This is a genomic window from Bradyrhizobium sp. WSM2254 (assembly GCF_000472645.1).
GTDB classification, from domain to species: domain Bacteria; phylum Pseudomonadota; class Alphaproteobacteria; order Rhizobiales; family Xanthobacteraceae; genus Bradyrhizobium; species Bradyrhizobium niftali.
This window is the reverse complement of the sequence record NZ_AXAB01000048.1, coordinates 30,378-44,061: the sequence shown is the minus strand read 5'-3', so window position 1 is coordinate 44,061 and position 13,684 is coordinate 30,378. Positions and strand designations below refer to the sequence as shown.

The 13,684-nt window shown below is 63.1% G+C and carries 7 protein-coding genes; 6 read left to right on the top strand and 1 reads right to left on the bottom strand.

Translation table 11 applies throughout. The annotated features are described in order from the left end of the window. Nucleotides 1-7: 7 nt before the first annotated feature. From A3M7_RS0130455 to A3M7_RS0130430, 6 genes are all read left to right on the top strand, one after another. Nucleotides 8-1,876 carry an ABC transporter ATP-binding protein gene (locus A3M7_RS0130455; RefSeq protein ID WP_027547318.1) on the top strand — a complete coding sequence of 623 codons (1,869 nt, stop codon included), beginning with the start codon at nt 8-10 and terminating at the stop codon, nt 1,874-1,876. Nucleotides 1,877-2,377: 501 nt separating this feature from the next. Continuing rightward, entirely contained in the window at nt 2,378-2,893 is a 516-nt protein-coding gene (locus A3M7_RS0130450) for a hypothetical protein (RefSeq protein ID WP_027547317.1), read from the top strand. Between the two features lie 313 nt (nt 2,894-3,206). Then, nucleotides 3,207-6,536: an adenylate/guanylate cyclase domain-containing protein gene (locus A3M7_RS0130445; RefSeq protein WP_027547316.1), complete on the top strand. Its 3,330-nt coding sequence runs from the start codon at nt 3,207-3,209 to the stop codon at nt 6,534-6,536. Between the two features lie 306 nt (nt 6,537-6,842). Further along, the gene (locus tag A3M7_RS0130440) at nt 6,843-8,123 is read left to right on the top strand and encodes an HlyD family efflux transporter periplasmic adaptor subunit (RefSeq protein WP_245284352.1); all 1,281 of its coding nucleotides are present in this window, start codon (nt 6,843-6,845) and stop codon (nt 8,121-8,123) included. Nucleotides 8,124-8,135: 12 nt separating this feature from the next. After that, nucleotides 8,136-10,328, top strand: a complete 2,193-nt coding sequence (locus tag A3M7_RS0130435; RefSeq protein WP_027547314.1) for a glycosyltransferase — start codon at nt 8,136-8,138, stop codon at nt 10,326-10,328. Nucleotides 10,329-10,497: 169 nt separating this feature from the next. Next, nucleotides 10,498-12,402: a diguanylate cyclase domain-containing protein gene (locus A3M7_RS0130430; RefSeq protein ID WP_027547313.1), complete on the top strand. Its 1,905-nt coding sequence runs from the start codon at nt 10,498-10,500 to the stop codon at nt 12,400-12,402. Between the two features lie 31 nt (nt 12,403-12,433). Here the strand turns inward: A3M7_RS0130430 and A3M7_RS0130425 are convergent, their stop codons facing one another. Then, complete coding sequence (locus A3M7_RS0130425; RefSeq protein WP_027547312.1) at nt 12,434-13,657, bottom strand: polyhydroxyalkanoate depolymerase; 1,224 nt, start codon at nt 13,655-13,657, stop codon at nt 12,434-12,436. Nucleotides 13,658-13,684 lie beyond the last annotated feature (27 nt).

Here is a 13,684-nt window from a genome sequence, read left to right as displayed (position 1 = left end):
CACTCGCATGAGCATCGGCGCAAGCAGATCTGACCAAGTGATCGCCGAAGCACAGGCGCCGGTGCTGTCGGTCGCGGGCCTCACCACGTCCTTCATGCGCGAGCGGCAATGGATCCCCGTCGTCCGCAGCGTGTCGTTCGACGTCGCGCCGCGCGAAACCGTGGCGATCGTCGGCGAATCCGGTTCGGGCAAGAGCGTCACCGCGCTGTCGATCATGCGGCTCATTCCCAAGGAGAGCGGTCGCATCGAGGGGCGCGTCACGCTCACCGGCCGCGATCTCCTGGCGCTGCCCGAAGCGAGCATGAAGGATATCCGCGGCAACGACGTTGCCATGATCTTCCAGGAGCCGATGACGAGCCTCAATCCGGTGCTCACCATCGGCTTCCAGATCGCCGAAGCGCTGATCCAGCATCGGGGCATGTCGCGCGCGGCGGCCGAGGCCGAGACCGTGCGCCTGCTCGACCGCGTCCGCATCCCCGCCGCGAAATCGCGCTTCCACGAGCATCCGCATCGTTTCTCCGGCGGCATGCGCCAGCGCGTGATGATCGCGATGGCGCTCGCCTGCAAGCCGAAACTCCTGATCGCCGACGAGCCGACCACTGCGCTCGACGTCACCATCCAGGCCCAGATCCTGGAGCTGCTGAAAGAGCTCCAGCAGGAGGAGGATATGTCGATCCTCTTCATCACCCACGACATGGGCGTGGTCGCCGAGATCGCGGACCGCACCGTGGTGATGTATGGCGGGCAGGCGGTCGAGCTTGATGCGACCTCGCGCATCTTCGCGGCGCCGTCGCATCCCTACACCCGCGCGCTGCTCGCAGCCGTGCCGCGCCTCGGCTCCATGGACGGGCGTCCGCGGCCGATGCGCTTTCCGATCGTCGACAAGGTGACCGGCACCTCGGACGAGCCGACGGAGACCCCTGATACGGTCTCGATCGCCGAGCGCCCGCTGCTCGAAGTCGCCAATCTCACCACGCGCTTTCCGATCCGCTCGGGATTGTTCGGCAAGGTCTCCGGCCGCGTCCACGCGGTCGAGAACGTCTCCTTCACCTTGCACGCGGGCGAGACGCTGGCGCTGGTCGGCGAATCCGGCTGCGGCAAGTCGACGACCGGCCGCTCCATCCTCAAGCTGGTCGAGCCGGACGGCGGGACGGTTCTGCTCGACGGCCGGGACGTGCTCGGCATGAACGGCCGCACCTTGCGCGACTGTCGCAAGCAGATGCAGATCGTGTTCCAGGATCCGTTCGCGAGCCTCAATCCGCGCATGTCGGTGGGGACGTCGATCGCAGCACCGCTGCTGGCCAACGGCCTCGCCTCGGCGTCGCAGGCGCGCGACAAGGTCGCCGACCTGCTCGTGCGCGTCGGCCTGACCGCCGACATGGCCGCGCGCTTTCCGCACGAGTTCTCAGGCGGCCAGCGCCAGCGCATCTGCATTGCGCGCGCGCTCACGCTCGGGCCGAAGCTGATCGTCGCCGACGAGGCCGTGTCCGCGCTCGACGTCTCGGTGAAAGCGCAGGTCGTCAATCTGATGCTCGACCTTCAGGCCAGCATGGGCCTTGCGTACCTCTTCATTTCCCACGACATCGCGGTGGTCGAGCGCATGAGCCATCGCGTCGCGGTGATGTATCTCGGCGAGATCGTCGAGATCGGCCCGCGCGCGGCATTGTTCGGCAATCCGCAGCATCCCTACACCAGGAAGCTGATGGCGGCCGTGCCGGTGCCCGATCCCGCGCGCCGCGGCACGAAGCGCGAGGTCGCAAACGACGAGATCAGAAGCCCGGTGCGTGCGCCGGACTACCAGCCGCCAGTGCGGCAATATCGCGAGGTCTCGCCCGGTCACGTCGTCCAGGTGTGGGGCGAGGAGTGGTCGGCCTGAGACGCGCAGGATGCGGTGCGTTTCCGATGACGTGTCCGAACCCATGAGTTGAAGTGCACGAAGCAGGCAAGTGTAGATAGAAGATGTCGGCGAAACGCCGGACAGCTTGCCAACTGACCGCGCCTTTCAGCGCCCGCTCGCGCGCTCCCAGGTCATGCGACGATGCAGACTCGTCCTCCGGAAATTGTGACCGGGGCGAGCGACAGGGAGCTGCGGAATGTGAACGATCTCATACTCCGTCACTCTCTTCTCGAGCTACCAATCCCGCAAGAAATTGCCGCACCCGGACCTGACAGACACGGGTGAGATGCAGTGCCTGCGAAGCCGCGTGCTCGCAGCTTTTTTGGATTGGCTTTCGTCTCGCTCAAGAGCAAGCCAGCCCTTCACTCAGCACAGATTTTTCAGAAATTGGAATCAAGGGAATCGCGAATCGCGTCCACGAGGCAGCCCTCTATTCGGGGTCGGCCGGTAGGCCGCTACTTACTCGAGAAGGACCCTCCGATGAAGATCAGCAGTGAAGTTTTCAGCGCATTTTCTCTAGCAAGGCACGCCAGCAATCTTCGGATCGCTCGTTCCAGTCTGATCAAGTCTGCCCATCTTCTTGAAAGAATTGGGCTTGCAGCCGTTGGGGCCTCTTGCGGCCTCTACGTCGGTGCGACCCTGTTGCGTGAGAAGGGTGGACTGTTTGAAAGCGGCTGGATCGTGCTGATAACGATGCTCTACGGAGCGCTCAGCTATTATGTCGGAATTGATCTGTCTGGCAGCGCCGCGCGGAAGTCGATTTCGGGCATCTCGGAAGAATGGAATGGTTCCGAGCCGGCTGAGATCATGAGTGCGGCCGGCACGTTCGGCGCAGCAATTGCCGCAGCTCTGTCCGTCAGCATCCTTGTCCTTGATCAAAACCCTCCCAATGGCCTGGTGGCATTTGTTGCCGGCTGTTGGGTGGTTGGTTCCTCGCTTCAAGTTGCGGCGGGCACGATGGCTCGCAACGACGAAACGTACATGGACAAGAAATGAAGGACTGCGCTCGCGGAAAACGTCTGCCTGGCGTTGTGACGCGAGCGCGAGCCGCAGTGTTGGAGCGGGCTTCAGGTATGGAATGAGTAGCCACGCTCATCGCAACCTCTGTCGTCCAACGCTGCGTGCTGACGATTTTTGGTGGCGTCGCCGTTCGCATCGGGCATGTCGCTGCCTGGAAGCGGTATCGGTACTGAGTAACCTAGATTATCGCGCAACAAACAAGACGTGCCATCATGGCGTTGTTGGGATATCGTCCCCGCGCCGTGGTCCAAAATTCTGCTAACCGCCAACCACACGATCGGTGGAGCCAATGCAGATTGCGGAGTGGCTCGAGAAGCTGGGGCTTGGGCAATACGCAGAGCGTTTCGCCCAGAATGGCGTCGACATGGGCGTCCTTCCCGAGCTGATGGACGAGGACTTCGACAAGCTCGGAGTCCTGCTCGGCCATCGCCGTAAAATGCTCCGTGCTATTGCCGACCTCGATCCCGCCGCGTTGATCGCATCGCCGGCTCCTCCTCACGACGCCGAGCGGCGCCACCTCACCGTCATGTTTTGCGATCTGGTCGGCTCGACCGCACTCTCGGCGCGTCTTGATCCCGAGGATATGTGGGAAGTGATCCGGGCCTATCGCGCCGCCTGCGCGAGGGTCATTTCCGCCTATGACGGCAGCATAGCCAGGTTCGTCGGCGACGGAATACTCGTCTATTTCGGCTATCCGCGCGCCCACGAGGATGACGCGGAGCGCGCAGTGCGCGCGGGCCTCGACGCCATCGCTGCGATGAGACAGCTCAAGACGAGCGGCGACGAACGGGTTGAGCTGCGGATCGCAATCGCGACCGGGCTCGTGGTGGTCGGCGACCTCATCAGCGGAGATGCGTCAGAGGAGCACGCAACGGTCGGCGACACACCAAACCTCGCTGCCCGGCTCCAGAGCCTGGCGGAGCCGGGAGCGGTTGTCGTTGCCTCGTCGACGCGCCGGCTGCTCGGTGATCTCTTCACTTTTCGCAACCTCGGCCGCCGCGAGGTCAAGGGGATATCCGAACCCATCGCAGTCTGGGCGGTCGAGGGAGCGGCCGCATCGGAGAGTCGCTTCGAGGCGGTCCATGCGGCGCGCTCGATCGGCTTTGTCGGCCGCAAGGAGGAGATCGAACTCGCGCTCTCGCGCCAGCGGCTGGCATGGCAGGGGCAGGGCCAGATGGTGCTGATTTCCGGCGAAGCCGGCATCGGCAAGTCGCGCATGGTCGCAACGCTGTCCGAAAGCCCCGCGTTGGGAGTGCACCGCCGGGTGCGATATCAGTGTTCGCCCTACCACACCAACAGTGCGCTTCATCCCTTTGTCGCGCAGCTCGAGCGCGCGGCCGGCATTTGCTCGCACGACACGCCCGGGCAAAAGCTCGACAAGCTTGAGGCGACGCTGGCGCTTGGAACGCAGCAGGTCGCCCGGGCGACAGCGCTCATTGCGGCACTGCTTTCGATCCCAACCGACGACCGCTACCCGCCGCTCGGTCTGAGCCCGGCGCAGCAGCGGCGACAGACGTTTGCCACCCTTCTCGATCAGCTTGAGGGATTGGCGCGAGAGCAGCCCCTGCTGATTGTCTGCGAGGATATGCATTGGGCCGATGCCACGACACTTGAACTGTTCGATCTCACGGTCGACCGGATCCGGAGACTGCCGATACTCGTGCTCATGACATCCCGGCCGGAATTCGAGCCCTCCTGGTCGGGCCTTGCCAACGTCAGTCTGTTGCGGCTCGACCGGCTCGATCGGCAGGACACGCGGGCGCTGGTCGAGCAGGTGACCGTCGGTCGCCAGCTGCCACGCGAGATGATGAAGCAGATCATCGACAGGACGGATGGCGTCCCGCTATTCGTCGAGGAATTGACCAAGATGGTGCTGGAGTCCGGATGGCTGGTCGAAGGCGCCGGGCGCTATCGCCTCGAGAGTCCGCTCCCGCCGCTGGCCATTCCCGCGACGCTGCAGGATTCGCTGATGGCGCGGCTCGACCGGCTGGCTCCGGTCAAGGAGGTGGCGCAGATAGGCGCCGCCATCGGCCGCGACTTCTCGTACGCACTGCTGAGATATGTGGCGGGACGCGATGATCTGACGCTGTGCGCTGCGCTGGGGCAACTCGAAGAGGCCGGACTGCTGGTGTGTCGCGGGACTCCGCCCGAAGCAAACTATAGTTTCAAGCACGCTCTCGTTCAGGAAGCGGCCTACGAGAGCCTGCTCAAGAGCAAACGGCAGGTGCTTCACACCCGCATTGGCGAGGTCCTGCGCGAAAAGTTTCCAGTCGTGGCCGAGACCGAGCCGGAAGTTCTGGCGCACCACTTCACCGAGGCTGGGCTGAACGAGGTCGCCCTCGAGTGGTGGCGCAAGGCGGGCCAACAGGCGCTGAAGCGCTCGGCCTATTCCGAGGCCATTGCGCATCTCGGCAAGGCGATTGCCATCGCCGATGAGTTGCCTGATGAGCCTCGCCGGATGATGAGCAGGTTGAATCTTCAAATCGCATATGGCCGCGCGTTAAGGGGCGGCCTCGGGCACAGCGCCCCTGAAACGGTCGCTGCATGGACGCGCGCCCGGCAGTTCGCGGCCGATATCAATGATCCGGTTGAACTTGCGCCGATCCATTCCGGCCTCTTCAATGCCTGCCTGACCCACGGCGAACTTGCCCCGATGCGGGAGCTGGCGGACTCTATTTTGAGCGCCGCGGAGCGACGACCGGACGCGGCTGTGGCCGCCGTCGTTGCGCATTGGACGGGTGGCGTCACCTGCTGGTTCGGGGGCGACTATTTGAACGCGAGAACGCATCTCGAGCAGGCACTGGCGATCTATGGTGCCGAGCCGGATCCCGCGACGTTCAGGCCCTCGGCGCTGGATCTACCGTTCGTGATCATGAGGTTTCTTGCTCTGGTGCTCTGGCCGCTTGGCAGCATCGCTCGCGCGCGCCGGCTCGCCGCCGAAGCGGTGAGTGCTTCAGGAGAAAAACGGGCGCTTTCCCGGGCCAATGCGCTTGTTCATCGCGCTGTGTTCGACGGACTATGCGGGGGCCTGTTGCAGCAAACGGACACCATCCTGGCGCTCGGCCTCGCGCGTGACCATACGATGCCGCTGTACGTGGCCGCCGGCACCTACCTGAATGGTCTGGCCAACTGGCGTGCCGGCGACCGAATGGCCGGACTGACGGAAATGCGTCGCGGATGGACCATGCTGCGCGAGAATGACTGCTACCTCTGCGAACCGTTTTGGGGGATGCAGGTCGCGATGGCGGATGCGGAGGTGGGCCAGCTCGAAACCGGGCTGGACATCTTGAGCGAATTGATCGCATCGGCGGGACAATCCGGTCAGCATTGGCTTGATGCGGAGCTGCATCGCGTCCAGGGCGAGCTTTTGTCGCGTCATGACCCTCCGGACGGTTCCAGCGCCGAAAATGCCTTCAACCGAGCGCTGGAAATCGCACGACACCAGCAGGCGAAGACTTTCGAGCTGCGCAGCGCCCTTGGACTTGCGCGCCTGCACAAGGCAAATGGCCGAGCGGGCGCGGCTTTCGAACTGCTCGCGCCCGTCCTCGCTGAATTCGATGCGGAGCGAAATCTTCCCGAAGTCGAAGACGCGAAAGAGCTGCTCCGGAATGGGCGTTAGCCGCGCCGCCGTTCGATCGGCGCCAACGGCGCGCCGACTTCAAGCGGGAACAGGTCGGCATCCTCGTCCTATTCGGGAGCCGTAGTCTTCCGGTTTTGACACAGCTTAACCTAATGTGGTGAAAGCTAGATATGCTTCTCTTGGTTGCGAACGCGACCCTGCTGCGGTGACGAAACCTGATTTCGGCTAGCAGCAATGTTGCCGGATTGCTCAAGGCGCAGACGTCATCCCAACACCGGGCCATGCGCCGATTGGCTTGCCTTCGCTGGGCAGGCGCAGCGACCAAAGCACATTGGAGATCCAGTCGTGGTTCGCTTGCACGTCGAATGCTTCATTCGCAGCCGGATTGTTCGCCGATCCCTGGCGCTCGGGATCATCGCTCTGAGCGGATGGGCTCTGTTGCCGTATGTGACCTACCGGATCGCTCCCTCCGCCTATGTCAATGCCGAGCTCATGCGGGTGACTGCACCAATGGCGGGTCAGCTCTCGTCAGATCTTCCACGCAAGGGTGAATATTTCCAGCGTACCCGGGTGGTGCCGCTGGTCGAGGCGCGTTCGCCGGATCGCCGGCACCTCATGGACCTTGATCAGCAGCTTGCCATGTCCACCAAACGCGCCGAGCTTGCACGTCGGCAACTCGAGGAAATCGCCGAGCTCGATCGCAAGCTCCGCGAGCGCAGCGAAGACTATCGTTTGGGGATGGTGGCGCGGCTGAGCCACGAGATCGGCGAAACGGAAGTTGAAAAAGGCGGCTGTCTCGCCGAGGCGCGGCAGCGGAACGATGTCGCGGGCCGGATGGAGAAGCTCGTGAAGCTCGGCATCAGTTCGCAGATCCGCTCCGGTGAGGCCCAGGCTTCTCAAGAGGCAACCGCAACGCGGTGCCAGATGGCCGACGAACGCCTGCAGCGCCTCAGGACCGAGTTGGGGGCGGCTGAGAAGGGCATCTATCTTCGTGGCGATGCCAATGATGTGCCCTATTCGCAGCAGCAGCGCGAGCGGCTTGTCCTCCGCCGCCAGGAGCTCGAGACAGACCTGTTGCAGAACAGCTCACGTGCCGCGCAGCTGGCCGCGGAAATCGCGGAGGAACGCACTCGACTTGATCGTCTCGATCACTACAATCTGTCCCTGCCGGCAGCTCATGTAGTCTGGTCGGTGGCGGCCAGCCCGGGCTCGATGGTCACGGAAGGGCAATCGGTCTTCGATTTTGCAGATTGCGAACGCCGGTTTATCGTTGTTGAACTCCCCGAGCGCGATTTCGAGAAGATCAAGGCCGGAGATGCGGCTACCGTCCGCCTGATTGGGAGCCGCGAATGGAAGACCGGCCAGATCCGGCAGGTCCGCGGATCGGCAGCGCACGGCGATGATCGGCTGCTTGCGGCTCGGGTGCCGCGGCCTGATCCGGGCAACATTACCGTTGAGATATCGCTTCCGTCCGATGAGACGCTGGCCGACCGCAACGGCTCCTGCGATATCGGGCGGTTGGCTGAGGTGCGCTTCGAGCGCAGAGCCGACGGCCTGCTACGATTGGTCAGCTCGAAGCTGAAATGGCTGACCGCTCGCCTGGAGCTCGACCAGTCGTCCCTGTAAGCGAGATGTTCCATGCAGGCCATGACTCTGCCTCTCTCTCAGCTGTTCGCGCCGATGCTGGGCATCTTTGCGGCGATGTACCTGTTGGCGCCGACCTTTCCAGTCGCGCGCCTCTGGGCCCGTGTCGCGGTCTTTGTCGTGGTTTGGCTTGTGGTCGCCCGCTATCTCGAATGGCGTATTTTCGCCACCGTGCTGCCGGCAAGCGGGACCTGGTATCAGGTCGGCTGGATCTGGTTCTGTCTGTTCGTCGAGCTTCTGACCTTCACAGATCAGTTCATCCTCTATCTGACTTTCCTTCGCAGGACCGATCGCCGCAGCGAAGCAGATCAGCACGAGCGTCGGCTGCGCAGCCTGCCGGATGACGAGCTGCCCTCGGTCGACGTCTTTATTCCGACCTATGACGAGCCAATCGAGGTGCTGGAAAAGACGATTACGGGCGCGCTGTGTCTGGACTATCCAAACTTCCAGGTATGGGTCTTGGATGATGGTCGCAGGCCTTGGCTCAGGGAACTCTGTAAGCAAAAGGGCGCCGGCTATCTCACGCGCGCCGACAACTTGAATGCCAAGGCCGGAAATATCAATCATGCCCTGACGAAGACGAGCGGCGAGTTCTTCGCGATCTTTGATGCGGACTTCGTGCCGCAGCGCAATTTCCTGATGCGCACGACGGGCTTCTTCGCTGATCCAAAGATCGGAATCGTTCAGATCCCGCACACCTTCTACAATGAGGACCCGATGCAGGCGAATCTCGGCTTGCATAGGGGGCTGCCGGACGAACAACGGTTCTTCTTCGATTCCATCATGCCCGCGCGCGACGGCTGGGATGGTGCCTTTTGTTGTGGTTCCAACTCCGTCACGCGTCGCGCAGCACTCCGCGCGGTGGGCGATGCCTTGCCGACCCAGTCCATCACAGAAGACATCCTGCTGACGCTGGTCCTGCTGCGCAAGGGATACGTCACTCGCTATCTTCGCGAGCCGCTGGCGATTGGACTGGCGCCGGAAAGCCTTGACGCCTTTTTCGTGCAGCGGCAACGCTGGGCGCGTGGCGCGATCCAGACGCTGTATCTCGCCGCCGGCCCGCTCGGACCCGGACTGGGCTTGATGCATCGGCTCCTCTTCTTTCCTGCGCATTGGCTCTCTATGGGCCTGCGGGCGCTCGCGGTCGTGGTGGTTCCGATCGTGTTCATGTGGACTGGCCTCGCGCCTGTCGTCGACGTCACTCCTGAGTCGGTCTTCTATTACTTGTTCCCCGCGATCCTGGCGCTTAACGGCGGTATCTCCTGGTTCGCGCCGCACCAGCACTTTCCGCTTGCCGCTCAGGTGTCGGCGACTATCCAGAGCTTCAAGATCCTGCCGACGGTGCTCGAGACTCTCGTCAAGCCGACGGGGCATGCGTTCAAGGTGACGCCCAAGGGAGCTGCTGCGCGACGCGCAAGCTACGCCGCGGAGATATTCTGGCCGTCGGCGGTTCTGATGGCGTTGACGGTCGTCGGTGTGGTCCTGAACACGATCCCGGAATGGCGGATCATCGATCATCCGGCGGCTCTACCGATGGTCGCCTTCTGGTCGGTCGTGAACATCGTCGTGCTTTTCTTCGTCTGCATGACCTCGCTGCAGGCGCGGATGGGACGCACCGAGGAGCGTTTCGATGCCGACGAATCAATCTTGATCCAAACCGAGTCCGGCGAGCGGCTTTCTGGGCGTATGAGCAACATCTCCCTCTCTGGCGTCGGCGTTCTGCTCGGCTCCGGCATTGACTATCCTCGCGCTGGAGAAACGCTACGGGTGCACATCGTGCAGGTGGGTTGGATCGACGCGACGGTCGTGCAACAAAGAGGCCAGCTTATCGGGTTGCAGTTCCATTTGCCGCAGTCGCTTGAACGAGACCTGTTGATCCGCAAGCTCTTTACCGTCGCCCGTCTGAGGGGGAACGGTGTCATCGCGCGCTCGGTGAACAGGGCGATGCTTAAGAACATCTGGTCAATGGCCGCGCCGTTGCCCCACATTGTTACGCGCGTCGCGAAGCCCGCGTCGTTTTCGCCGACCGAGCGTCTGCCGGCAGAGAGCCTGGTCATTCGGCCTCAACCGCGGATCGACGACTTGGCACATCTTGCCGGAGTTCGAAGCCTGCATCCGACGAGTTTTAGTGAACCTGGCTTTGGCCGAGTGGCCGGCACAGTGCTCAAGGCCGTCAAGCTGAGCTGATTGCTTTGTTGTCCTTCACGTCCGACCAGTCCACGGGCTATCGATCGACGGTCAGGCCGCTCATCGATGCCGTCGGTCTCCTTCCGGAGCCCTGCCAAAAACCTCAACCGGAGCGAGCAACCATCCCTTGGCCCAAGGCGTTACGGGTTGAGGGTGGAGGGAGCATCTGTTGATCGATCACCGCAGCCATCTTCGCCAAGGGCGTCTCACATTCTGGGTCTCGGCATTCGTGGCGGTCGCCTGCTTGGCGATCGTCGTGCTCAGCGGTTGGCGGGAGTGGTCCTCCCGAGTGACGGTCCTGCAGGGCTCCGAAACGGACATGGCCAATCTGGCCCGGTCGGTGACGCAACACGCGGACGACACGTTCGAGCTCGCGGACACCGTTTTAAATGTGTTGGTTGGCCAACTCGAGCTTGAGGGAACCAGCCCGGCGGCAATCGCCAAGATTCAGACCTTTCTTTCCCGGCGCAAAGCCGCGAATCGGATCCGCGCCGTGTTCGTCTATGACGAGACAGGCCGCTGGCTCGCAACCAGCGAGCCTGTGAATTTCGCCGGTCTCAACAACAGTGACCGAGAATATTTCCAGCATCATCGCGCCGTGGCTGACCGGGGAACCTTCATTGGGTCTCCGGTGAGGAGCACGTCGGGCGGGCAATGGATCATCACCGCCTCAAGGCGCTTCAATCATCCTGACGGCAGTTTTGCCGGAGTGGCTCTTACGACGATCGATGTCGACTATTTTCTACAGTTCTATCGCGGGTTCGACGTTGGCCAGAACGGTTCGATTGCACTGGCGACCGTGAAAGGCGTTATCCTCGCGCGTAGCCCGGACAACGGCTATACGGGCCGCGACCTGTCGAGTGCTCCGCTTTTCAAAATAATCCGCGAGCGGCCGGCTGCGGACGTCTACTACTTCACGTCGCCTCTCGACGGCGTTCGGCGTCTGAGCTTTTATCAACTGAGCAGTCGGTACCCTGTTCTCGTGGTTGCGACGGAATCGGAAGGCGACGTCTTGGCCCCCTGGCGCAGAGCGGCGCTGACGCGCATGGCTGCGGTGCTGGGACTGATAGGAGGGCTCGCTGTTGCGGGGCTCTTCCTGGTGCGCCAGTTGCACCTGCGGCAAAAGATGGCAGCCGCCCTGGTCGCCAAGGAGGCGGATTTTCGCCTCCTCGCGGAGCAGTCGGGAGACATGGTCATGCGCATAGCGGTCGATGGACGGATCCTCTATGCGTCGCCGTCCAGCGCGCGAGTTCTCGGCTGGGCTCCGAACCAGTTGGTGGATACGTCGGCCTTCGCCGGCATCAATCCCGCGGACCTGGCCCGGGTCGAGCAAACGATCTCCGCGTTGGGGAACGGCGAAGCCGAAGAGGCTAGAATCACTTATCGCGCTCGGCATCGCGAGAAAGGCGAGGTCTGGATCGAAACCGCGCTGCGCGTCGCCAGGAGTGCGCAGAGCGGAGACATCAACGGCGTGGTGGCGATCTCGCGCGACATGACCGAACGTAAGGATCTGGAGGATAAGCTGGCGGCTCTCGCCAGTTCGGATGGCCTGACGGCCTTGGCAAACCGCAGACACTTCGACGAGCGGCTAGAGGCGGAATGGGACCGGGCCAGGCGCGAAGGAACGCCTCTGTCACTGTTGCTGATGGACGTTGATCATTTCAAGAGTTTCAATGATCAGTACGGGCATCAGGCGGGCGATGCATGTCTCCGCTCGGTCGCCGGGGTCCTGGCGGAGCAGGCCAGACGGCCGGCAGACGTAGCCGCTAGGTATGGTGGCGAGGAATTCACCTTGCTGCTACCAAATACCGACATGGGGGGGTGCGAGCAGGTCGGCGAGCGAATCCGGCAAGCGATTCAGGACCTCGGCATCTTGCACGCTCTCAACCCGCCATCCAGGCAGGTCACCCTCAGTATTGGCGGCGCCACACATGTGTCGTTCGGCGACAAGGCGGATTGCACGTCGTTGATTGCGGCTGCGGATAAGGCGCTCTACGCCGCCAAGGAGAGCGGACGCAACCGCCTTGTGATGTCAGGGCAAGTCGTCGCGTGGCCCGGCTCGATACGGGCTTGAAGAGCAGCCCTGGCGCGCCGCGGCGTGCGCCTCACGAATTCACGTGGACGAAATCGCGCAGCAGCGGATAGATCTCGTTGTTCCAGCGCTTGCCGGAGAACACGCCGTAATGGCCGACACCGGCCTGCATGTGGTGCACGCGGCGATAGGCGCGCACGCCGGTGCAGAGGTCTTGCGCGGCGAGCGTCTGGCCGATCGAGCAGATGTCGTCCTTCTCGCCCTCGACTGTCATCAGCCCCATGCGGCTGACGGCCTTGGTGTTCACCGGCCGTCCCCGATGCATCAGCTTGCCCTGCGGCAGCAGATGCTCCTGGAATACGTCGCGCACCGTCTCGATGTAGAATTCCGCGGGCAGATCCATCACCGCGAAATATTCGTCGTAGAAGGTCTTGATGGTCGCCGCCTTCTCCTTCTCGCCCTTGGCGATGTGGTTGGCGAGGTCCATGTGCTGCTTGATGTGCCGCTCGAGGTTCATCGAGACGAAGGCGGTGAGCTGGACGAAGCCGGGATACACTTTGCGCAGCGCGCCACGGCACTGCACCGGCACGTAGTTGATCAGGTTCTGCTCGAACCAGTCGATCGGTCTGCTCTTGGCGAACTCGTTCACCCTGGTCGGCTGGATCCGCGTGTCGATCGGGCCTGCCATCAGCGTCAGCGTCGCCGGCCGGGAAGGGTGGTTGCCCTCGCACATGACGGCGGCGGCCGCGAGCGCCGAGACCGACGGCTGGCAGATCGCCACCATATGCGGGCGCGGGCCGAGCTGGCCGAGGAAGTCGATGAGGTGATCGGTGTAGTCGTCGAGCCCGAAGCGGCCCTCGCTGCGCGGAATGTCGCGCGGATTGTGCCAGTCGGTGATGTAGACGTCGTGGTCCTGGAGCAGCGTCTTCACGGTGCCGCGCAGCAGCGTCGCGAAATGGCCGGACATCGGCGCCACCAGCAGCATGCGCGGCTGCTCGGGAACGTCCTGCTTCTTGAAGTGCAGCAGCGAGCCGAACGGGGTCGCGTAGGCGATCTCCTCGGTGACGGCGACCTCGCGATTGCCCACCATGATGCTGTCGATGCCGTAGGCCGGGCGATGGTAGGTGAGGGTGGAGCGCGAGATCAGCTCCAGCGCCGCCGAAAGCCGGCCGACGACCTGGTCCGACACGCCCTGCGGCACCAGGTTGAGGAATCTGAGCGCAGACGAGGCGCCCGCCCGCCACGGCGCCGTCAGGTCCATCTGGTTCTGAAAGGCTTGATAATACATCGACATCATACTGAAGCGCCCACCTGTTCCATGGTG